Source organism: Salipaludibacillus aurantiacus, from assembly GCF_900111295.1.
GTDB classification, from domain to species: domain Bacteria; phylum Bacillota; class Bacilli; order Bacillales; family Salisediminibacteriaceae; genus Salipaludibacillus; species Salipaludibacillus aurantiacus.
Window position 1 is genome coordinate 98,101 of record NZ_FOGT01000014.1, and the last position, 21,854, is coordinate 119,954.

General features: G+C 43.2%; 19 protein-coding genes. 14 read left to right on the forward strand and 5 right to left on the reverse strand.

Annotated elements, in window-relative coordinates; genetic code table 11:
• Window positions 1–20: 20 nt before the first annotated feature.
• The 9 genes from BMW59_RS15780 to BMW59_RS15820 all read left to right on the forward strand — a co-directional run bounded on the left by BMW59_RS15780 (window position 21) and on the right by BMW59_RS15820 (window position 12,617).
• Window positions 21–377 (forward strand): SpoIIAA family protein, encoded by a 357-nt coding sequence (locus BMW59_RS15780; RefSeq protein WP_093054255.1) that lies wholly within the window; start codon window positions 21–23, stop codon window positions 375–377.
• 379 nt (window positions 378–756) lie between these two features.
• Window positions 757–1,566, forward strand: coding sequence for an ion transporter (locus tag BMW59_RS15785; RefSeq protein WP_093054257.1), 810 nt, complete (start codon window positions 757–759; stop codon window positions 1,564–1,566).
• Window positions 1,567–2,004: 438 nt separating this feature from the next.
• Window positions 2,005–2,385 carry a VOC family protein gene (locus BMW59_RS15790; RefSeq protein ID WP_093054259.1) on the forward strand — a complete coding sequence of 127 codons (381 nt, stop codon included), beginning with the start codon at window positions 2,005–2,007 and terminating at the stop codon, window positions 2,383–2,385.
• A gap of 437 nt (window positions 2,386–2,822) precedes the next feature.
• Window positions 2,823–4,091 carry a sugar ABC transporter substrate-binding protein gene (locus BMW59_RS15795; RefSeq protein WP_093054261.1) on the forward strand — a complete coding sequence of 423 codons (1,269 nt, stop codon included), beginning with the start codon at window positions 2,823–2,825 and terminating at the stop codon, window positions 4,089–4,091.
• A gap of 88 nt (window positions 4,092–4,179) precedes the next feature.
• A complete protein-coding gene (locus BMW59_RS15800; RefSeq protein WP_245733164.1) occupies window positions 4,180–5,061 on the forward strand; it encodes a carbohydrate ABC transporter permease in 882 nt (293 codons plus the stop codon).
• A gap of 41 nt (window positions 5,062–5,102) precedes the next feature.
• Window positions 5,103–5,888 (forward strand): carbohydrate ABC transporter permease, encoded by a 786-nt coding sequence (locus BMW59_RS15805; protein WP_093054300.1) that lies wholly within the window; start codon window positions 5,103–5,105, stop codon window positions 5,886–5,888.
• Window positions 5,889–5,923: 35 nt separating this feature from the next.
• A complete protein-coding gene (bglX, locus tag BMW59_RS15810) occupies window positions 5,924–8,083 on the forward strand; it encodes a beta-glucosidase BglX (protein ID WP_093054263.1) in 2,160 nt (719 codons plus the stop codon).
• Between the two features lie 47 nt (window positions 8,084–8,130).
• The gene (locus tag BMW59_RS15815) at window positions 8,131–11,469 is read left to right on the forward strand and encodes a GH36-type glycosyl hydrolase domain-containing protein (protein ID WP_245733166.1); all 3,339 of its coding nucleotides are present in this window, start codon (window positions 8,131–8,133) and stop codon (window positions 11,467–11,469) included.
• A 152-nt stretch (window positions 11,470–11,621) separates the two neighbouring features.
• Window positions 11,622–12,617 carry a LacI family DNA-binding transcriptional regulator gene (locus BMW59_RS15820; RefSeq protein WP_093054265.1) on the forward strand — a complete coding sequence of 332 codons (996 nt, stop codon included), beginning with the start codon at window positions 11,622–11,624 and terminating at the stop codon, window positions 12,615–12,617.
• A 156-nt stretch (window positions 12,618–12,773) separates the two neighbouring features.
• On the opposite strand, the gene BMW59_RS15825 is transcribed toward BMW59_RS15820, so the two are convergent.
• The 5 genes from BMW59_RS15825 to BMW59_RS15845 are packed head-to-tail and all read right to left on the reverse strand — an operon-like array spanning window position 12,774 to window position 17,382.
• Window positions 12,774–13,781 (reverse strand): proline racemase family protein, encoded by a 1,008-nt coding sequence (locus tag BMW59_RS15825; protein WP_093054267.1) that lies wholly within the window; start codon window positions 13,779–13,781, stop codon window positions 12,774–12,776.
• A 30-nt stretch (window positions 13,782–13,811) separates the two neighbouring features.
• Complete coding sequence (locus tag BMW59_RS15830) at window positions 13,812–15,092, reverse strand: TRAP transporter large permease (protein ID WP_093054269.1); 1,281 nt, start codon at window positions 15,090–15,092, stop codon at window positions 13,812–13,814.
• Window positions 15,092–15,610 carry a TRAP transporter small permease gene (locus BMW59_RS15835; protein WP_093054271.1) on the reverse strand — a complete coding sequence of 173 codons (519 nt, stop codon included), beginning with the start codon at window positions 15,608–15,610 and terminating at the stop codon, window positions 15,092–15,094. Before BMW59_RS15835 ends, BMW59_RS15830 begins: the two co-directional genes overlap by 1 nt.
• A gap of 27 nt (window positions 15,611–15,637) precedes the next feature.
• Entirely contained in the window at window positions 15,638–16,684 is a 1,047-nt protein-coding gene (locus tag BMW59_RS15840; protein ID WP_093054273.1) for a DctP family TRAP transporter solute-binding subunit, read from the reverse strand.
• Window positions 16,685–16,686: 2 nt separating this feature from the next.
• On the reverse strand, window positions 16,687–17,382 hold the full coding sequence (locus BMW59_RS15845; protein WP_093054275.1) for a GntR family transcriptional regulator: 696 nt from the start codon (window positions 17,380–17,382) through the stop codon (window positions 16,687–16,689).
• A 450-nt stretch (window positions 17,383–17,832) separates the two neighbouring features.
• On the opposite strand from BMW59_RS15845, the gene BMW59_RS15850 reads away from it, so the two are divergent.
• The 5 genes from BMW59_RS15850 (at window position 17,833) to BMW59_RS15870 (ending at window position 21,709) form a co-directional block, all read left to right on the forward strand.
• On the forward strand, window positions 17,833–18,468 hold the full coding sequence (locus tag BMW59_RS15850) for a CAP domain-containing protein (RefSeq protein WP_093054277.1): 636 nt from the start codon (window positions 17,833–17,835) through the stop codon (window positions 18,466–18,468).
• Between the two features lie 25 nt (window positions 18,469–18,493).
• The gene (locus BMW59_RS15855; protein WP_093054279.1) at window positions 18,494–19,129 is read left to right on the forward strand and encodes a cell wall hydrolase; all 636 of its coding nucleotides are present in this window, start codon (window positions 18,494–18,496) and stop codon (window positions 19,127–19,129) included.
• A gap of 205 nt (window positions 19,130–19,334) precedes the next feature.
• Complete coding sequence (locus tag BMW59_RS15860; protein ID WP_093054281.1) at window positions 19,335–19,574, forward strand: hypothetical protein; 240 nt, start codon at window positions 19,335–19,337, stop codon at window positions 19,572–19,574.
• Between the two features lie 362 nt (window positions 19,575–19,936).
• Window positions 19,937–21,433 (forward strand): MBL fold metallo-hydrolase, encoded by a 1,497-nt coding sequence (locus tag BMW59_RS15865; protein WP_245733168.1) that lies wholly within the window; start codon window positions 19,937–19,939, stop codon window positions 21,431–21,433.
• 6 nt (window positions 21,434–21,439) lie between these two features.
• Window positions 21,440–21,709, forward strand: coding sequence for a DUF3006 domain-containing protein (locus BMW59_RS15870; protein WP_093054283.1), 270 nt, complete (start codon window positions 21,440–21,442; stop codon window positions 21,707–21,709).
• Window positions 21,710–21,854: the final 145 nt, after the last annotated feature.

A 21,854-nucleotide genomic window follows, 5' to 3' on the forward strand; every position in this document is an offset into this window, starting at 1 on the left:
AGTTAAGGAGTGTTCCGCAAATGCTTATAAAAGAAACAGCTCATATAGATCATGTGTTAGAAATAGTAGTAGATGAAAAAGTGACTAAAGATAAAGTGAAGGAAGTTGAAAGCAAATTTTTACATCTTAAAGATAAAAACGATAAAGTGAACCTGCTGGTAGATATAAAAGACATTAAAGGCTACAGCATGAGAGGGCTGGCGATGGACCTTAGAGCTATGGCCAAGTATACGAAGGATGTAGACAAGATTGCCTTGTTTACGAACGAAAAATGGGTCGCACAGATAAGAAGACTCAGCAGATTTGTGCCGAGTCTTGATATTAAACAGTTTGAACATGGGGAAAGGGAAGAAGCGCTGAACTGGCTGGAGAGGTGAAGATGAAGGTTGACTGAAGATTTTTCCGGCAGGCATAATAACCCTTGAGATAAATTGATAACTTTAATAAAAAGCAAATCGCCTCCTGGATAATTAGGGGGCGTTTTTTTGTATGTGAGTCTCATTGAAGGAGACGGAAACGCGAAAGTGGAAAAAACTGAGCCCCTTTCAGGCTTCTAGTTTAAACCCGGCGCAAAGCCGTGACCGTAATGCGTCTGTCGTATTTATTTTCAGGTGCTTACAGGGTTAAATCCTCTCTCAAAAAATGTCCTTCCTAGAATTTATTAAACTATTTTACGTTTAAATTTATTTAACTCTGCAGTGAAAATGATATAATAGAAAAGTTGAAGACCAACAATGGAAGGGATATGCGGGACATATGGAACAAAGAAAAAACACTAATAGCCCTTTTAGGGAGAAAATAAGACAACTCGTCGAGCATAAGCTTTTTCAGCCGCTCATCATTGCGATTATTCTCTTAAATGGTGTCGTGGTCGTAGCGGAGTCATATTTACCGGGAAATGATATATTACTAGTTTTGGATACGATTATCGTCTGGATTTTTGTCGTTGAACTGGGGTTGAAAATCATTGGTCTGGGGGCCAGAGGGTACTTCTCGGAAAAATGGAACATTTTTGATTTCACGATTGTTGCTCTCAGTTTAATCTTTTACAATGCGCCGTTAGTGAGCGTGCTGAGGCTGATCAGGGTGCTGCGTCTCATACGTATGATTCCGGCGATTCCTGCTTTGCGGAAAATTATCGATTCACTTATGAGATCTTTACCGGCTTTGACAGGAATTTTAGGATTATCGACCTTAATCTTTTCAATTTATGCGATTATAGGGACCACTTTCTTCAGAGATGTCTTGCCTTATGAATTCTTCGGCAGCTTCCACACCTCGCTTTTTACACTTATGCAGGTCGTTACGTTTGAGTCCTGGGCGAGCCAGGTGGCCAGGCCGGTCATTGCAGAAATACCTTGGGCATGGGTATATTTTGTATCCTTTATCGTCATCGGAGCGCTGGTTATCCTTAACCTCGTCGTTGCCGTCATTTTGGATTACCTGGGTCATGACGATGAAATTGCCCACCAGGAACAGATGGAACGGCTGTACAAGGAAAACGAAGAGCTAAGAAAAGACGTTCAGGAAATTAAACAAATTTTGTTACAAGAGCGTGTGAAGTGAGTAGTTAATGAAGAAATATTTTAAATTGATGACCGGGAGAGCCGCCAGGCGGCTTGGCAGCCCCGGTTGGGAAGAGGAAGGACAAAGTATAAAAGCTTTGTCTTTTTTTGTGTCTTGGACTCACAATCAATAGTGATTAAACAGTAGCAGAGTTATAAATATAAAAACTGCTTACGGTTGCTTCGCAGCCTGTTAAAGAAAGGTGAAAGAAGAAGTCTTGATAAGTTATCTTTAACCTCAGCTTAAAGCGCGGTAGTTAAATTTATTTTGTAAAATTCGAAATTTTTAATAAAATACATTCACCCTACCATGCTATAATTAAGGAGCGAATTACAGACCTGCTGTCAATTGGTTAAGGTAGCATTTGGATACTAGTGACGATGGGAAGGCAGGAGCATTGGATTTGATAGTTACTTAATTAAGGGAGTGGCTAAACCTATGATTAGTAAAGTTGGTCAAATTATGCTGTATGTGAATAACCAGGATGAGGCATTGGATTTTTGGACAGACAAAGCAGGATTTAGTGTGATTGCTGAAGACAATAACGGCCAAGGCATGAGATGGATTGAAATTGCTCCAACAAAGGACGCCGAAACACGTATTATTTTGCATAAGAAGGAGTTAGTTGCAAAAATGTCACCTGACTTAAATCTTGATACCCCTTCTTTAATGTTTTTTTCTGAAAACCTCGACGAGTTACGCAGCGACTTTTTGAATAAAAATATTAAAGTCGGAGAGATGGTAAACATGCCTTCAGGCAGAGTTTTTAACTTTTCTGATAATGAAGACAATTATTTTGCTGTCATGGAGAAAAAATAACCTTCTGAATGGCGAGCCACCATGTGATTAAGAGAGCTGGTTTTCTTAAAATAATTTAGATGACGTCTTACACAATTAACACCTGCAACTGTTTCAGCAGAATTTCGCAGGTGTTTTTTTATCGTTCCTTGGCTGTCATTCCAAAACTCTTATATTTATCTCCTGATGGATTATGATAACCGGTACGACAGGACATAAGGGAAAAGAGCAGTAAATGGCAATAATTAATCATTTTAAAATAGTAGAGTGCAGTTCGAAGAATATCCCTATATAGAAATGTGAATTATTTAAAAACTATTAATATACCATTGACTTTTGAAAGCGGATTCAATTATCATAGTAGACAGAAATAGAAACGTTTCACTCAATGAATTTATAACATTAATTAAAAATTTTTAACATTAAATTGAAACGTTTCACTTATGAGGAGGGTAACGATGAAATTTAAAAAAGGTTTGTCGATGGCTGCTGGTGTATCGCTTATTGTTGCTGCAGGCTGCGGAAATGACAACAATGCTGCTGATGGGGGCAATGGGGAAGAAAACAACGGCGGAAATAACGGAGAGACCACCACATTAAGTGTGTGGGCGATGGGTGAAGAAGGCAATGCGCTCGGTTCATTTGTAGAAAGCTTTGAGAATGAACATGAGAATATTGAAGTAAATGTCCAGGCGATCCCGTGGGATAATGCGCATGACAGTTTGCTTACAGCGGTCGCATCAGGAGACGGACCGGATGTTCTCCAGCTCGGAACGACGTGGGTTGCTGAATTTGCAGGAGCAGGAGCATTTCTTGATTTATCCGACTATGAAGATGATTATGACATGATTAATAATGACGATTTCTTTGAAGGGGCTTTAGATACTACCTACTATAACGATGCGATATACGGTGTGCCTTGGTATGTTGATACGCGTGTCTTATTTTACCGCACCGATATTCTTGAAGAACACGGTTATGAAGAGCCCCCGCAAAACTGGGAAGAGATGCTTGAAGTTTCCAGGGAGTTAGCTGACCGCGGTGATGGGATGTTCGGTTTCGATATTGACCAGAATGACCAGCTTGTGCCTCCTATTTTTGCATGGCAGAATGGCTGGGAGTTTAATGAAGAGGAAGCTGAAGAAAACTTCGCTGATCCGGCATTCAGGGAAGCGATGGATTATTACCACACATATTTTGCTGAAGGATTGGTCCAGGAAACAGAAGGGGTGCCGATTGAACAGGGATTTGAAGAAGGCTCGAAGCCGATGTTCACGAGCGGTCCTTGGATGATCAACATTATCCGCAACGAAGCTCCTGACATTGACGGCGACTGGGATGTAGCTATGTTCCCTGGCAATGAAAGAAATGCGTCAGCCATTGGCGGGTCTCACCTCAGCGTATTTGCTAAAACAGAAAATCCAGAAGAAGCGCTGGAATTTATTTCATATATGTCAGAGCCGGAGACACAAATTGAATGGTTCAAGGAGACAAATACGCTGCCGGCCCGACAGTCCGCTTGGGATGATGAAGAACTGCAGCAGGATGAGAAACTGGCAGTATTCGGTGACCAGCTTGAAGAAGCGGTAGCACCTCCAGTATTGAGCCAGTGGGAAAATATCGCTCAGGATCTGCTGTCTTCACTTGAACGTATTAACCGCGGTGGAGCGGACCTTGATGAAGAACTGGATAACTTCCAGCAGCAGGCTGCCAACCGTCTCGACTAATAAATAACCTTAAATTTAGAGAGAAAGGTTCGTAACCAGCCTTTCTCTCTCTCTAATCTCAGAACTTTTATGTAAGGAGGAAAGGTATTTGAATCATAAAAACGCCCTTACACCGTGGCTGTTTATCGGTCCAGCAGTCTTGCTGCTGATCATGTTTTCATTGCTTCCTATTTTGGTAAGCCTTTTGATCAGTTTTACCGATATTGACCTCATAGGTCTTGGCAATTGGGATATGGTCGAATTCGTCGCTTTTGAGAATTTTATCGCTCTTTTCCAGGACCCGCTGTTTCACCGGTCAATCTTTAATACACTCGTTTACGTTTCTATAGGCGTTCCTTTAGTCATTATCTGCTCGCTGAGCGTTGCGCTCATGCTTAATTATATGTCAAACAAACTTTTCTCATTTTTCAGAGTTTTGTTTTACGTTCCTTCTATTACAAACATTGTTGCAATTGCTGTCGTATGGGGATTTTTGTACAACATGGATGTAGGCCTGTTTAATTTCATTATAAATTCACTCGGTTTACAAAATGTCCCGTGGCTTGAACACCCGTTCATGGCAAAAATCTCGCTGATTATTCTTGCAGTCTGGAAAGGGATCGGGATTAATATGCTGATCTACCTTGCTGCCCTGCAGTCTATTCCGCGGTCTTTCTATGAAGCGGCTGATATAGACGGAGCCAATAAGTTCCAGAAACTGAGGTATATCACCATTCCGTCTTTAAGTTACGCCACTTTTTTCGTCACTGTGACCACATTGATCGGGTGGCTGCAATTCTTCGAGGAGCCGTTTGTTATGACAGGCGGGGGACCACTCGACGGGACGATGTCCATGGCCCTCTTTATCTATGAAAGAGGTTTCCAATACAACGAGTTTGGCTATGCAGCCGCAGCTTCGCTCATATTATTTATATTTATTATCGTAGCTACATTAATCCAGTTTACATTTAACAAATCGAAAGAGAATTGAGGTGAACACTTGTGAAAAACAGATTTGAAAAACTGTTAGTAATGTCAGTTTTACTGATAGGCGGATTTATAGTCTCCATTCCGTTTATCTGGATGATCTTAAGTTCTTTTAAATCGGAGAGGGAAGCACGAACCATGCCTCCGACGTTTTGGCCGCAGGAGTTCACCTTTGAGCACTATATCAATCTCTTTCAGAATTTGAACTTCGGCACCTATTTTACAAATACACTCATTATTGTCCTGTTCGCGATGCTCGGTCTGCTCTTTAATACGATGGCGGGGTACGGATTCGCCAAGTTCCAGTTTAAAGGAAAAGAAGCGGTGTTCATCGCCGTGCTCGCGACCATGATGATTCCGGCACAGGTTTCCATGATTCCTGTTTACCTGCTTCTGAATCAGATGGGGCTGACGAACACGATGGCTGGTATTATTTTACCGGGCTTAATTGCCGCTTTTAATATTTTTCTGATCCGTCAGTTTATGACCACTATTCCTAACGATTTAATTGAATCCGCCCGTATTGACGGGGCGAAGGAGTTTCGTATTTTTTTCCAGATTATCATTCCACTGTCCAAACCTGTCCTGGCGGTACAAGCGATTCTTACCTTCGTGGGTGCCTGGAACAGTTTCCTTTGGCCGTTAATCGTGGCCAACGACCAGGCCTTGTATACATTATCCGTTGGTCTTGCTCTCTTACAGGGGCAGCATTCAAGCAGCTTCGCCCTTCAGATGGCCGGGGCCACAGTAATGGTTATTCCTGTACTGATCCTCTTCATCTTCGTGCAACGTTATATCGTTGAAGGGTTTAATACGACCGGAATTAAGTAAGGAAATGTGAGTTCGCATATCAGGAGGCAAATTGTATGAACGATACAGAGTTAAAAGAATTAGTCCAGAAAATGACAATCGAAGAGAAAGCTGACCAGATGTCTCAGGTCGTTTCTTCTTTTATTCATAAAGACAGCGGACAGGATAAAATCACCGGACCATTTGCCAGCTTTGAAGTGGCTGCTGAAAATATGAGCGGCAGCGGGTCCGTTCTTGGGGCAGCAGGAGCGGTCGATCTCCGGTCAATTCAGAAAGCTTACCTGGAACGGAACCGCCTGGGCATCCCGCTTTTATTTATGGCCGATGTGATTCACGGCTATAAAACGGTCTTCCCGGTCCCTCTTGCGTTGGGCTGCTCATGGGATCTTGAGGCTGCCGAGGAAAGTGCTCACATAGCGGCAAAAGAAGCTGCAGCAGCGGGGCTTCATGTCACTTTTTCACCGATGGTGGATCTTGTCCGCGATCCTCGCTGGGGAAGAGTGGTTGAATCGACAGGCGAAGATCCATATTTAAACGGGAAGTTTGCCCGGGCATTTGTCCGTGGCTACCAGGGAGAGGACCTGGCGGGCAACACCTCAAAAATCGCAGCATGTGTGAAGCATTTTGCGGCCTATGGCGCACCTGAAGGAGGCAGGGATTATAACACCGTTGATATGTCGGAACGTCAGCTTAGAGAATATTATTTGCCGGCATATAAAGCAGCTTTAGATGAAGGGGCCGAAATGGTGATGACGGCGTTTAATACGGTAGACGGGATTCCGGCCACAAGCAATAAGCGGCTTATGAGAGACCTGCTAAGAGGTGAGCTGGGATTTGATGGTGTACTTATTTCTGACTGGGGGGCTGTTATGGAAGCGATCCCCCATGGGGTGGCGGCTGATAACCGGGAAGCAGCTTTAAAATCTCTGAAAGCAGGTGTCGACATTGAGATGATGACGCCTTGTTATATTCAGCATCTGAAAAACCTGGTTGAAGAAAATAAAGTGTCTGAGAAATTGTTGGATGAAGCTGTTTTGCGAATCCTTAAGTTGAAAAATAAATTAGGACTCTTTGAAAATCCTTACCGAGGGGCAGATAAAGAGCTCGAACAAAAAGTGATCTTGTCAGAGGAGCATCGGCAGGCCGCCCGCGCCACTGCGGCAAAGTCATGCGTCCTGCTGAAAAATGAAGATGTTCTTCCTCTCAGTACCGAACAGAAGGTGGCTTTAATCGGTCCTTTTGCCGAAAGCAGAGACCTGATGGGACCGTGGTCAATTTTCGGGTCTGAAGATGACGTCGTGTCAGTGAAAACAGGCATCGCATCGAAAAAGGGTGTGAGGCTTACCGTTGAAACAGGCAGCCACATTAAATCGGTGACACCGGAGCAAATTGAGAAAGCTGTTAAGGCAGCTGAACAATCCGATGTGATCGTATTGGCGGTTGGGGAGCATTCAGATATGAGCGGGGAAGCAGGCAGCCGGACGAATATTCAATTGCCTCACGCGCAGTTGAAACTGGTGAAGGAATTACGGAAGACAGGTAAACCGGTAGTGACCCTCTTATTTAACGGACGGCCGCTTGACCTGCACGGTGTCATCGAGGAATCCGATGCTTTGCTGGAAGTGTGGTATCCGGGCTCTGAAGGAGGCAATGCGGTTGCTGACCTGCTGTACGGTGATAGAAACCCGTCAGGAAAACTAACCATGTCCTTTCCTCATAATGTAGGACAGGTGCCTGTTTACTATAATTCATTTAACACAGGCAGGCCGAAAGATGAGCTCGACCCATCCGACCGTTACGCGTCAAAATATCTGGATGCTCCAAACGAGGCCATGTTCCCCTTCGGGTTTGGACTGAGCTACACGTCATTTGACTATTCAGAGCTTCATCAGTCATCAGACAGATTACCGGGCGGGGAGTCTATTGACGTATCAGTAGAAGTGACTAACAGCGGAGCAACAGCCGGTGAAGAAACAGTTCAGCTGTACCTCCGGGATCTTGTGGGCGAAGTGATTCGTCCCGTGAAAGAATTGAAAGGTTTCAGGAAAATTTACCTTGAGCCTGGAGAAACCAGGAAAGTGGTCTTTGAGATTAATGAGGATGATTTAAAGTACCATCACAGCGACTTGTCTTACCGGGCCGATCCCGGCGATTTTACAGTAAGTGTCGGTCCGGACAGCCGCAATACGGAACAACTCCGGTTTACTTACGAATAGATGGAATTATCAGATCTGTCTGAAACAAACGGCGAGGAGAGATACAGGTGAAAAAAAAGACACATCCTATTTATAAACATGAAATTCTTTCCGGTGATTTGACATTTACCTTTTTAAATACCGGCGATATTTTTGAGATCCGTTCGCAGAGATCCATGATCAATCAATTGAATGGCAATGTTATTGACGGTTCCTTAAATAATATTTTCTTGCGTATTCACAATAAAAGCACAATTAAGTGGTGCCCTTTAGTGGGAGTGAAATCCCCCGGCACTGTCCATTTTGCTGCTGATTCTGTGCAGTGGAAAGGGACGTTTGAAAATGTCGCCTATCGCGTGACATTTTCCCCCGATCCTTCCGGCATCTGGTTCTGGAAAGTGGAATTAGAGGGTGAAAGAACTGAAGTGGATATTGTGTACGGCCAGGATCTTGGGCTTGGCGAGCCTGGAATGGTCCGGAATAATGAAGCCTATGCTTCCCAATACATCGATCACAAACCTTTTCTAAGTGAGGAAAAAGGCTTTGTAGTAACAAGCAGACAGAACCTTCCACAGTCAGGCAGCAATCCTTATATACAGCAGGGATGCCTTGGAGGTGCCAAGGGTTATAGTACGGACGGTTTCCAATTCTTCGGGCTCTCATATAAGGAGACCAATGAGCCGGAGCTGTTAAACCGGCCGTCCTTCCCGAATATGAATTATCAGTATGAATTTGCCTATACAGCGCTCCAATCTGATTTTTTCCAACTTAACGGGAGCAAAGAAATCATCTTTTACGGGCTTTTTAAAGAAAACCACCCTGATCCTGTGAAGGAGCTGGAATTCGAGGATGAGGTAGCAAAGGCTTGGAACCGTTTGAAAAATCAGACTCTTTCCACTATCACTAAAGAGAAAGGACCTTTTAAATCATTTACAGGAGGGCTGATAAAAACGGTTCCTCTCACTGATGAAGAATTGCACAGCCTTTTTCCGCAAAGAATATTTGAGGAAAAAACTGACGGGGAACTGGCCTCATTTTTTACAGACACTTACGAACACGTCGTGCTGCCGGAAAAAGAGCTGAGAATGGAACGTCCGCACGGTCATATTTTAATGACAGGCAACAATGACCGGCTGGAGCAGCAGGTCATGACTACCACTTCTTATATGTATGGTATCTTTAATTCCCAGGTAGCCCTGGACAATACTTCCTTTAACAAGATGACAACAAACGCCCGGAATCCGTTAAATATCCCGAAAACATCCGGTCAGCGGATTTATATTGAAAAAGAGGGCACGTATCAGCTTCTTGCTGTTCCATCGGTATTTGAAATGGGCTTTAATTATGCCCGCTGGTACTACAAAACAGAAGATGCCCTGATCATCGTGACAAATTATACGGTGCCAGACGACCCAGTTATCCAGTTGGAAGTGGAATCAGAGAATGGGCAGACTTACCGTTTCCTTGTAACAAATCAGGTGTCAATGGAAAACCATGAATACGATCAACCTTTCTTCGTAGAAGAAAAAGAAGGCTCATACATTTTCTCAGCAGATGAAAATGCTGTGAGTAACAGCGTCTTCCCGGAACTTGCTTTCAAACTCACATTTGACGGCACGGACACTCAGTTGAAAGATGAAACGGCATTGACTGAAAATCCGGATCATGAAACAGCTTCATTAATTGTGCATGAAACGGACAAAACAGCGTCATGGAAAATGATGATAAGCGGCAGTTTGAGCGGTGAATTTCCACCTGATACAGTTAAGGATTTCTCTCATGAAAAAGAGACCTACCGGCAGTTCTTCAAAGAGCTGATGAATGGATTTAAGCTTGAAATAAACGGCTCTCCGTCTCAAGAACTTGAAAGTCTGAACACACTTGCCTGGTGGTATACGCATAACATGCTCGTCCATTATTCCGTTCCGCACGGACTCGAGCAGTACGGCGCAGCAGCCTGGGGAACACGGGATGTGTGCCAGGGACCTGCTGAATATTTCCTCGCCATGCAGAAATATGACCAGGTGAAAGATATCTTAAGGGTCGTTTACTCTCATCAGTATAAAGATACAGGCAACTGGCCCCAATGGTTTATGTTCGACGAGTATTCCCGCATCCAGCAGGAAGAAAGCCACGGGGATATTATTGTCTGGCCTCTGAAACTGCTGGCTGATTACTTGGAAAAAACGGGAGATACAGCATTTTTAAAGGAAGAATTGCCCTACACAGACAGAGGAAGCAAGGGGTTTACGGATGGGCAGGAAACACTTCTCCACCATATGTACAAACAGATTGACTATATTAAAGGGCATTTTCTGCATGATACATTTTTGTCTTCTTACGGAGACGGAGATTGGGATGATACGCTGCAGCCGGCTAATCAGGAACTGAAGCAATACATGGTGAGCAGCTGGACGGTTGCGTTAACGTTCCAGGTATTGACCAAGCTTGCTGGGAATATTAAGGAATCCGCACCTGAGAAGGCGGACGAATTGGCTGGACTTGCCCGTGGGATAGAAAAAGATTATCAGGCATATATACGCGATCATCAGGTAATCCCTGGATTTTTATATCTCGAAGATAAAGACAAGCCTGAGAAGATGCTTCATCCGACGGACAATAAAACGGGAATCAATTATCGTCTTCTTCCTATGATTCGAAGCATGATCAGTGAGTTGTTTAATGAAGAGGAAGTAAAAGACCATTATGAGCTAATCAAAGAACATTTGTTTTTCCCAGATGGTGTTCGCCTTATGAATCAGCCTGCCCAATATGAAGGTGGGGTCAGCAAACACTTCAAACGGGCGGAGCAAGCAGCTAATTTCGGCCGGGAGATAGGCCTTCAGTACGTCCACGCACATATCCGCTTTATCGAAGCCATGGCTAAAATCGGGAAAGCCGACGATGCCTGGGCCGGTTTGAAAGCTATCAATCCGATAGGGATCCACGAATCGGTGCCGAACGCTGACTTACGCCAGAGCAATGCCTATTTCAGTAGTTCAGACGGGAAGTTCAATACGCGGTATGATGCAGCAGAGAATTTTCATTTGCTGAAAAAAGGCAAAGTTAAGGTGAAAGGCGGCTGGCGCATTTATTCAAGTGGCCCGGGAATTTATATAAACCAGCTTATCTCCCATGTACTTGGTATCCGTGAAGAAGGGGATAAACTGATTCTTGATCCATCGCTGCCTGAATACTTGGATGGACTGAATTTCAACTTTTCGGTCGACGGACATCCTGCAACAGTCATTTATCACTTTTCAGGTGAACCAGGGCCGCGTGTGAAAGTGAATGGAACAGACGTTCCTTCCGAACACACATTTAATCGCTACCGGCCAGCTGGATTGAAGATTAATAAAAGATGGATTGATTCAACTGAAATGAATGAAATCGATCTTTATATGTAGTAAATTAGGATTAAGCGCAGAATGCGGAAGTTATCAGTTGGCGGGTCAGAATTTAAATCCTCACCAGTCTGGAGATTTTAATTTACTTTTTTTCAAATCCCAATATTTGGGGAATAATAAAATAAACAGCTTGAAACAGAGGGGGTGAATCCATGCCTACTATTAAAGATGTTGCAAAAAGAGCCGGGGTAGCGGTATCCACCGCCTCTTACGCTTTAAGCGGAAGCAGTAAAATTAAAGGCGCAACTAGGGAAAAAGTATTACTAGCAGCTAAAGAGCTGAATTACCGGAAAAACGGACTGGCGATGGATTTAAAAAAGAGTAAAACAAAAACGATCGCCTTGATTTTAAGCGACCTGTCAGGTCCTTTCTATTCAGAGTTAATCCGGGGTGTGCAGGAGCTGGCGCTTGAGAAAGAGTATGACCTGATCGTATGCGGTTCTCACGGCGATGAAAGTTCCACTGCTGCTAAATTCTTAAGGGAAACACGGACAGACGGTGTTATTTTACTTGCGCACAATATTAAAAGCGAGTTTATACGTGAATCAGCTCGCGAAGGTTTCCCGATCATCGTACTTGACCGGCATTTGTCCGGTGATCCGAATATTATCAGTATTAACGTAAATAACCGTAAAGGCGGTTATCATGCCACTGATTATCTGATCCAGAGCGGCAAAAAGTCGGTAGGACTGATTAGCGGACCATCAAATTCTGCGGACAGCCAGGATCGGGTGGCAGGCTATAAGGAAGCCCTTGAGGCCCATGGAATAACCCCTCTATCGAAATGGATTATTAACGGGAAGTTTACCCAGGAGGGCGGTTACCAGGCGACAAAAATGCTGATTCACCAGGGCGACATGCCAGAAGCCGTGTTCTATGCGAATGATGAAATGGCGATCGGCGGCCTTGAAGCTTTAAAAGAACACAATATCCGTGTGCCTGAGGATATATCTATTATAGGATTTGACGATATCCAGCTCACACCGTATTTGGCGCCGCCTCTCACAACAATGCGGCAGCCGAAATACGAAATAGGAAAGCTCGCCGCACATATTATTTTCCAAGTGCTTGAAGGAGACCAGGTCAATGAGCATTACACCTTTGATACGGAACTGATCAAGCGGGAATCAGTGCGGATAGGTAAGTAAAAAGCGGTACACAGTAATCGAAGGAAGTGGAGAAGTCAGGTCTCCGCTTCTTTTATGGTATCCTTTTCTTAGTCGAACAAAAACAGAAACATCCCTATAGTTGAAGGATGTTTCTGTAAAACTTACCTTGTCCCTAAAAGTACTTTAGAACTTTAATTAATCAACCTTAAATCCATGCTTGAATGGATCATTTGGATCAATTAAAATATTTTGGAAACCGGTAACGAATGCTGTTCCCGTCACCTCGGTTGCCACAGCATCAACGTCTCCTAGTTTCACTCTGTTTAGGGCTTTTCCTGTGAATGTACCTCCTACGAAGCCTTCGCAAACGACTTCTTCCCCTATATCTAATTCTCCTCTTCCGACCATTCTGGAGACCATAGCTGTCGTACCGGTGCCTCCAGGGGAACGGTCTGCCTGTCTGTCACTGAAAACATGGACGTTTTTATAAGTTGCTTCCGGGAGAGTGGGTTTTCCGAAGAAAGTGACAATATCCACTTTATTAATATATGGTTTTGTTGGGTGCTGAACGGTCAGCTGCTTATTAACTTCCTCTTTAATGAGTGCGGCATATTTTTTGAGTTTCGTGCCATTTGCCACGTCAATTTCCACATCTAATTGTTCCACATCCACCCAGGCAAAGTAGTTTCCTCCAAAGCTGATATCTGTTGTGATTTCTCCGATTCCCTCCACATTAAGCTTTACATCTCTTTGCTCCAGAAAACCTGGCACATTTTCAAAACTGACAGAACTGACACGGTTATTTTCAATTTTACAAACGGGATAAACAAGGCCGGCAGGTGTCTCAAGAACCAGCTTTGTTTCCGGTTCGACTGCCTCTACAAACCCCATTTCTACAATGGCTGTTGCGACTCCGATGGTGGCATGCCCGCACATATTTAGAAAGTTAGTATTATCCATAAATATGACACCAAAATCGATTCCTTCTTGTGTGGGAGGGAGTAACAGCGCACCAAACATGTCCCGGTGACCTCTTGGTTCCTGTATTAAAGATCTGCGCAGCCAATCGTAATTCTCAGCCATATAGTCCCGTTGTTCAGCGACTGTCTCACCCTTGAGTTTTAACAACCCGCCATTAATAATTCGGGTAGGTTCACCGTAAGTGTGCGTTTCAATTGTCTGGATCATTTGATTAAAAATCATAAAAATCTCTCCTTTTGTTTTTAAACACAGTTATTGGATTAAGAGTCGAGGGAAGTAAAGCATAATATCCGGATAAAAAATCATCCCAAAAAGTGCAATAATTAATACAGTGATATACCAGATGTTGTATTTGCTTGCTTCAAACATGCTTACTTTCGCAATAGCTGTAGTAATGTATAAGCCACTCGCTACCGGAGGAGTCTGCTGGCCAATTCCCCAGACTATAATAACGACCATAGCGAACTGTAATGGATCTATATTGGTCATTTGCACTAAAGGAAGAAATAATGGTACTAAAACAACAACCATGACTGTACCATCAAAAATTAATCCACCAATAAACAAAATCAGACTGGCCATAAGCATGATCATAATAGGGTTGTCCGAATAAGCCATGAACGGCTCCATCATTTGCCGTCCAATTCCTAAGGAAGAAAAAGAAAATCCTAAGATGGTTGCGGTAGCTACAATAAACATGACGAGCGCCGTATTACGTACACTGTCTTCAAGAGCCTTAATTAAGTTTTTCCATGACAGTTCTTTGTAAATGGCTCCGGCAAATAAACCGCATAATACCGCTAAAGCAGCTGATTCTGTAGGCGTCACTACCCCTGTCATAATTCCTCCCAGGATCACTCCGGGAACGAGAAGAGCGGGTATGGCATCAATAAAAGTCTTGTAAAGATAACGCCAGCTGAACGCCTTCTCCTCAAATCCATAATCATTTTTTAATGAAACGAGATAGGCGACAATCAGATACCCAAACGCAATCATTAACCCTATAGGAATACCTGTTAAAAAAAGACTGGCTACTGAAATGCCTGAAATTGAACCATACAGGATCATAGGAACACTTGGGGGAATTAAAATACCTAGAGAAGACCCTGCGGACGTCGTAGCTGCTGAAAATCCTGGCGCATAACCTTTTTTATTCATAGCTGGTATCATAATTTGGCCAACTGCCGCACTGGCAGCAGCTGCGGTACCCGTTATTGCTCCAAAAAAGACAGAAGCAAGAACGTTCACAAAGGCTAATCCCCCTTTAAACATCCCAACAATAGATAAAGCAAAATTAATTAAACGATGGGACATACCGCTACAGTTCATTAAAGAGCCAGCTAATATAAAAAGAGGTATGGCCAACAAAGGAAAGCTGTTGGTACCCTGATATAGCTGTTGAACAAGCAGGCTCATCGGTAAATCAGTCAGAAGCAATAAGAAGGCTAATGCTGTGACCCCCAGTGCGAACGCAATAGGAACACCCAGGGCAAGCATCAGTAAAATAACAGCCAGCATCAACGCTGCAGTCATTATTCTCCCTCCTTCCCGAACTTATGTCCTGCTTTTCTTTCTTTAAAATTCTGAAATGCTTTGTTAATCTCTGTGATAAGCTGCAGAATTACTTCAACAAACATGAGAATAAAGGCAAGCCATATCATGCCGTACGGGACCCACATGGGCAAGCCGGTAATTGGCATCGTCGTTCTGCCGGCGGCTTGAATGAAAGGATATGCCCATATATTGGTCATGAAAAGGAACCATATCACAATACTTTTAGAGAATATTAGCAACAAAGGTTTCCACATAGAAGGAATTTTATCTTCTAAGAAAGACATTTTTAAGTGGCTGTTTTCGGCGGTGCATTGATAAGCTCCCAGAAAAGTAATCCAAATCATAGTTAATATGGCCATTTCCTCAGGCCATGGAAGAGGGTTGCTGAGAACCCTCCTGAAAATGACCTGTATTAAAAGAATGGCGAACATACTGAACAGAACGGCATTATTGGCATATTTAATAATTAGAAATAGTGACCGGTGAATCATTTTCATTCAAATCACCCTTATAAAGTGGCTGAGTTACTGGGTAGTAAGAATATCATCAATAATTTGCTGGCCATCTTCACCTAACTCTTCTGTAACGGTATCCCATACAGATTTTGTAGCTTCCTGGAATGGCCTAATATCTTCAATTTCATACACATCCATGCCTTTTTCTTCAAACTCTGCTACAAGAGCATCATCTTGGTCCGCATTGAGTTCCCTGTTAATATCCCGACCTGCTTCTGCGGCTTCCAGGATAATGGTTTGTTGTTCCTCTGTTAAATCCTCCCATTTGTCATTATTAATAAATAAAGAGGCAGGGGAGTAAACGTGATTAGTGATCGTCAGGTAATCCTGTACATCATAGAATGAAGAACTTTCTACAACTGACAGAGGGTTTTCCTGGCCGTCGATCGCTCCTTGCTGTAATGCGGTAAATACTTCTGAGAACGACATAGGTAAAGGGTTTGCACCTAATGCCTCAAATGTCTGGATTCTAACTGTACTTTCAGGTACTCGGATACTTAACCCGTCAAAATCTTCAGGTGAGGTAATCTGATGACTATTATTAGTGACCTGTCTGAATCCGTCTTCCCAATATGCGAGATGCATGAGGTTATTATCGAGTAAATGCTCTCCAACATTGTCGCCTATTTCTCCGTCTAAAACTTCCCAGGCATTTTCTCTGTCAGTAAAAATATAAGGTAGTGAAAAAATTTCTACATAAGGATTAATTTGAGCTAACGGGGTAGAAGAAATCCCAATATCAATCGTTCCTACTTCCACACCTTCCTGTATTTCACCGCCAGATCCGCCTAAGGCACCTCCCCCATGAATCTGAATTTCAACCTCACCGTTTGTTTGCTCCTCGACGATCTCTTTAAATTCTTCCGCTCCGATGCCCCACGGGTGGTCAGTGGGCAGTTCATAAGCAAAACTTAATGACACCGGATCAGGTTGATTGCCTGAATTGTTCTCGTCTGGATTATTTGCGGAACCTTCCTGCTCAGAATTACACCCAATAGCTAACACGGCAATTGACGGGAGAAAAATAGACATTACTAATTTTTTGTGGAATGTCATGATTATGATAACTCCTTTCTATTCTTGGAACTGAAACGAGTAGCCTTCATATCTTCCAGCACAACATTTTCATATTCTAAGACGCCTTCAAGGTGATTTTTGAATAACCTTTCCACTTTGTCCTTATCGCGTTCTTTAAGTGCTTCATAAATATCGCGATGCTCGTAAATAGACCGTTTGACTAAATCAGGACGAGCCATAAAAGAATATCTGAAAGAATAAATATAATCGTGCAGATTTTCTAATATTTTTATTGTTCGTTTAAGGTTGGAAGCTTTAATAATTAACGAGTGAAACTCATCATGGACTTTACTTAAACTGTCGACATTATTGGACTCGAAGTGTTTAATCGACTCGTCAAGCAGCTCTCCAATATATTGAAGATCTTCATCGGTTAAATAATCCACAGAGTACCTCGCTGCCACGGGTTCTAATTGCGACCGGATTAAATTAATCTCATTAATTGATTCGGACGTTATACCTTTAACCAGGCAATATTTCCTCGGTTTAATGACAATCAGGTCTTCCAACTCTAATTTGTGCAATGCTTCCCGCACAGGAGTACGGCTCACCCCAAGCTGCTCGGCTAAATCAGCTTCGCTAAGTTTATCACCTGGGTTTAGTTCATTATTTAGAATCATTGCTCGCAGTTGTTTAAACACAGTTTCGCGAATGGACAAAGTTTCAACTTTCTTCATTTGGGTCCTCCTTTCAAGGATTTGTCTTTTAGCAACAGAGACACATTGTATCCCAGTTGGTTGAATGTAGGTCTCATTTTATGACACATTGTATCCCAATTCAACATTTTTTTAGAATATTAAGATTATTATAAAAATTAAAGTCGGCAGGAAAGCCAATAGCCACAGGCTTTAATCAGGGAAACACGACCTCCAGCATTCGACACAGGTAAGTTATGGAAAGACTAAAGGGAGTAGTGGAGCCGAATAACATTTTTTGGTTAAGAGGAGTAATTAATAGATTATTACATATTTGAAAAGGAACTGAGACAGAGAGCATACTAATCGTGTTTTTCCCAGTCCCGCCCGCTTCATTGGAATAAATTACAGGTTTATTTCCGTTTATGCCTAAGTTACCGTATGTAACTGTAAAAAGATTTTATTCTATACAAGAAAGGAAGGTCTCTTTTTATGAAAAAATTTCTTGGAGCGCTTTTATCCGTTACGGTAGCGCTTGGTATTTTTGCAGGGCCGGCAGGGGCCTACGAGTATTTTGATGAGCCGCCGTTTGAAGCATACAAGGTCAGCCAGGGTGACAGCTTTTTCTATATTGCACAGCGTTACGGTCTGGACTACCGGGAACTTCAGCGTATTAACCCGGAGGTAAACCCTTATAACATGCAAGTTGGGTCAATCATCCGGCTGATAGAAGAAGATAGCAATCAGACTGATCCGGCTGAAGACAGTTATGAGGCAGAAGTGGTCAGGCTTGTAAATAAGGAGCGTACGAGCCGCGGATTGGATCCTTTAGAGCACAGTCCTGCAGTTCGGAACGTCGCACAGGCCAAGTCAAAAGATATGGTGGACAACAACTACTTCAGCCATACGAGCCCAACATACGGTTCCCCGTTTGACATGCTGGATACATACGGTGTGCAGTACCGGACTGCAGGGGAGAATATTGCCCGAGGACAGCGGTCGCCGGAAGCAGTTGTAAATGCGTGGATGAACTCACAGGGTCACCGGCAGAACATTCTAAATGCCAACTTTTCAAAAATTGGCGTTGGTCATTATGAAAATACGTGGACACAGTTATTCACAGATTAATATTTTTTAAAAAAGAAAGGTATGAATGAAGTTGAAAAAGTTAGCAAGTGTATTACTAGCAGGAATCTTTGTTTTCACAGCAGGAAACGCCGTTCAGGCAAATTATGAGTACTTTGATTCACCTCCGTTTGACACTTACAAAGTGAGCGAAGGAGATACATTAAGTTATATTGCTAAACGTTACGGTGTGGAATTAGACGACCTTTACAGCTTTAACCCGGATATCAAAGGGGATTTAATTGTGACTGGGGAATCTATTAAACTTGTCGGAAACTCCGATGACGGGAGTGCGGACAGAATAGAATTAAGCGCGAGTGACCGTGACTTGCTGGAACGTCTTGTTCACGCTGAGGCACGGGGGCAGGATTATGAAGGCAAGATAGCCGTAGCGGAAGTAGTTTTTAACCGTGTCGACAGCGACGACTTCCCGGACACTGTCCGTGGTGTCATTATGCAAAATCGTCAGTTTTCACCAGTATCTAATGGAGCCATTAACAACAATCCTAGTTCAAAAACGAAGGAAGCCGTGCAGGATGCTGTGGAAGGAACAAATCTCGTAGACGATGCGTTGTTCTTCTGGAATCCGGATATCGCGACTTCCCGCTGGCTGGAAAGCATGACAGTTGTACGAACAATTGACGATCATGAATTTTTAAAATAAATAGAGTTAAGGAAAACAAGGGATGAACCGTCCCTTGTTTTTTTAGTTTGATAACGGTTTCTAATGAATTCATTTAATGGATGTGTTTATTTAGGGGAGGGGCCTCGTTAAGAAAGTGAAAATTTTTCAAGTATGCCGATTTAGTGTAATATAGAGTACTGATATCTTATAAATACTTTTTAAAGTTACAGGGAGGCCAAAGTCAGTGGGTTGGATGAATGTACTCTATATCGTCGTTGCAGTCGTATGGATAACTGCAGGTCTTAATAAAACAATTCAAAAGAAAGAACCTAAATTAGCCACGATCCTTCTCTACAGCGGAATCGCTTTAGCCGTAGGGGGAGCAGCTAACCTAATAGTCAATTCTTTCGCGTTGCTGGTCATCATCTTTGGAGTGATAAACCTTACAGCCCTTTTTATGTTCATACTGAAGATGAGAAACTGAAAGCTTGCTGCACAGCAAGCTTTTTTTGGTAGGTGAAAAAGAAGCTCTACCGTATAATCGTGTGACTCTACCGTATAACTGCTTAACTCTACCGTATAAAAAAGAAGCTCTACCGTATAACAATTTTCGACAAAAATCTCACCCTTCCGCCTCGAAACACCCCAACCCAATCCACTCCCTCCTATAATATTAAAAACCAAACCTTATTATAAAACCTTTAAAAGGACTCTTTAATCAGAACCTCGAAGTATACCTATATAACACCATTTGGTATAATTTTTTCTAACAATAGAATAGGCTGTGAGGTCATGATGTAGCGGCAGTTTACTAATATGATGAGAGATAAAAAGGGGTAATTAAAAATGAGAAACAGACTAATGATGATGGTGCTGAGTGTGATCTCACTCGTAACGTTCACAGCCTGCGCGGAGAATGAGGAACAGGCAAACCAGGACATGCCAGACGAACAGAATGAGAGTAACTTTGGGTCTGAAAACAATAATGAGGCGGAGGAGGCTCTTAACGAAGAAAACGACACCGGAAATGAGGCTGCAAATAACAACGAAGCTGAAAATAATGCGGTAAATGAAGAGGAAGAGAATGAGAATGAAGAGGAGACGGAAGAAGCCGCCTCTGAAACTAACGAGGCAGCTGAAGAGAACGCAGAAACTAACGAAGAGACGAACGAGACGAATTTAACAGAGAATGACAGTGAAGGCGGAAATAACAACGCCTCTGAAAATGAAAACAACAATACCGAAGAGTCGGAAGAATTCTCAGAACTTGAGCAGTTAGCCGTTCATTTTATAGATGTAGGGCAAGCTGACGCGACTTTATTTAAGTATTCCTACGAAGGGGAACGATATAAAGTTCTTTTTGATACAGGAAACTGGAATAGAAATGATGTCGCAAACTATCTTAACGACCAGGGGATTTCCAGTATTGATATTATGATCGGCTCGCACCCCCATGCGGATCACATAGGACAGATGGATACACTGATTAATGAGTTTGATGTCTCTGAAGTATGGATGTCAGGGGATACGACAACTTCACAAACATTCCAGCGTGTCATGGATGCGATTGAAGATAGTGATGTTGACTATTATGAACCACGGACAGGTGATATTTTTGACGTAGGGCCGATGGAAATCACTATAATAAATCCTGACAGTCTGACAGGGGACGTTCATGAAGGATCGATTTCAGCAGTATTCAAGTATGGAGACACGTCCTTTATTTTAACAGGTGACGCGGAGGAACAAACCGAACAGGCTATGGTCAATCGGGGATTGGATTTGGATGCGGATGTGCTGCAAGTAGGCCACCACGGGTCTTCAACGTCCACCATTCAGCCGTTTCTTGATGCAGTCGCTCCTGATATTGCGATCATTTCAGCCGGGGAAGATAATCAGTACGGACATCCCCATGACGAAGTGGTCGAGCGGATATTGGCAGCAGACGTAGACTTGCACGGGACCTATGTTCACGGAACCATTATTGTTGAATCAGATGGCGAGTCTCTTAACGTCCTGACAAAAGAAGATGGCACGGTGACGCCGCCGTCTACCGGTCAAACGGCTCCTTCTGATTCAGCTAACGACTCAGACATCAATGCTGAAAACGAGACAGCTGAAACGGAAGAAGAAAGCTCTGTACCAACTGACGGCTCCTGTATTGATATTAACAGCGCCAGCCAGTCAGAACTTGAGGAAATCATCCATATCGGACCTGCCCGGGCCGAAGAATTGATTGACCTGCGTCCGTTTGGGTCATTAGACGATCTTACGAGGGTCAGTGGTATTGCCGAGGGCAGACTGGCAGATATTAAGGATGAAGGCAAAGCTTGCGCGAGGTGATAAAAAATGGCAGTTGACGGTTTTCTGGATCGAATAGAAGACGGGAAATTCGGCGTTATCCTTGTTGAGGATATTGGTAAAGAGTATATGGTCCCTAAGAATAACCTTCCAGACGGTGCCAGGGAAGGTATGTGGCTGACCGTAACCATAGAAGATGAAGAAGTTAAAAGTATAGAGATTAACCGCACGAAAACAATCGGGTTGCAGCAGAAAATTGACTCGCAGATGGAGCGGATTCGAAAAAAGAAAAAGGGAAGTAAGTTTAAGAGGAAATAGATCAATATCATCATTAAGAGAACAGCTGTCCCAGTGTCTGAGGACAGCTGTTTTTATAGTGTGCCCGGCATGTCTGACAGCTAGGTGGTGGAAGTCCACTACGGGCTTGGCAATGGGAACCGTTAGCGAATGGCAAGGGTGTCCG

Coding starts and splice junctions, on each gene's coding strand:
- BMW59_RS15780 (WP_093054255.1), top strand. CDS start 21: ATGCTTATAAAAGAAACAGCTCATATAGATCATGTGTTAGAAATAGTA.
- BMW59_RS15785 (WP_093054257.1), top strand. CDS start 757: ATGGAACAAAGAAAAAACACTAATAGCCCTTTTAGGGAGAAAATAAGA.
- BMW59_RS15790 (WP_093054259.1), top strand. CDS start 2,005: ATGATTAGTAAAGTTGGTCAAATTATGCTGTATGTGAATAACCAGGAT.
- BMW59_RS15795 (WP_093054261.1), top strand. CDS start 2,823: ATGAAATTTAAAAAAGGTTTGTCGATGGCTGCTGGTGTATCGCTTATT.
- BMW59_RS15805 (WP_093054300.1), top strand. CDS start 5,103: ATGTCAGTTTTACTGATAGGCGGATTTATAGTCTCCATTCCGTTTATC.
- bglX (WP_093054263.1), top strand. CDS start 5,924: ATGAACGATACAGAGTTAAAAGAATTAGTCCAGAAAATGACAATCGAA.
- BMW59_RS15820 (WP_093054265.1), top strand. CDS start 11,622: ATGCCTACTATTAAAGATGTTGCAAAAAGAGCCGGGGTAGCGGTATCC.
- BMW59_RS15825 (WP_093054267.1), bottom strand. CDS start 13,781: ATGATTTTTAATCAAATGATCCAGACAATTGAAACGCACACTTACGGT.
- BMW59_RS15830 (WP_093054269.1), bottom strand. CDS start 15,092: ATGACTGCAGCGTTGATGCTGGCTGTTATTTTACTGATGCTTGCCCTG.
- BMW59_RS15835 (WP_093054271.1), bottom strand. CDS start 15,610: ATGAAAATGATTCACCGGTCACTATTTCTAATTATTAAATATGCCAAT.
- BMW59_RS15840 (WP_093054273.1), bottom strand. CDS start 16,684: ATGACATTCCACAAAAAATTAGTAATGTCTATTTTTCTCCCGTCAATT.
- BMW59_RS15845 (WP_093054275.1), bottom strand. CDS start 17,382: ATGAAGAAAGTTGAAACTTTGTCCATTCGCGAAACTGTGTTTAAACAA.
- BMW59_RS15850 (WP_093054277.1), top strand. CDS start 17,833: ATGAAAAAATTTCTTGGAGCGCTTTTATCCGTTACGGTAGCGCTTGGT.
- BMW59_RS15855 (WP_093054279.1), top strand. CDS start 18,494: ATGAAGTTGAAAAAGTTAGCAAGTGTATTACTAGCAGGAATCTTTGTT.
- BMW59_RS15865 (WP_245733168.1), top strand. CDS start 19,937: ATGAGAAACAGACTAATGATGATGGTGCTGAGTGTGATCTCACTCGTA.
- BMW59_RS15870 (WP_093054283.1), top strand. CDS start 21,440: ATGGCAGTTGACGGTTTTCTGGATCGAATAGAAGACGGGAAATTCGGC.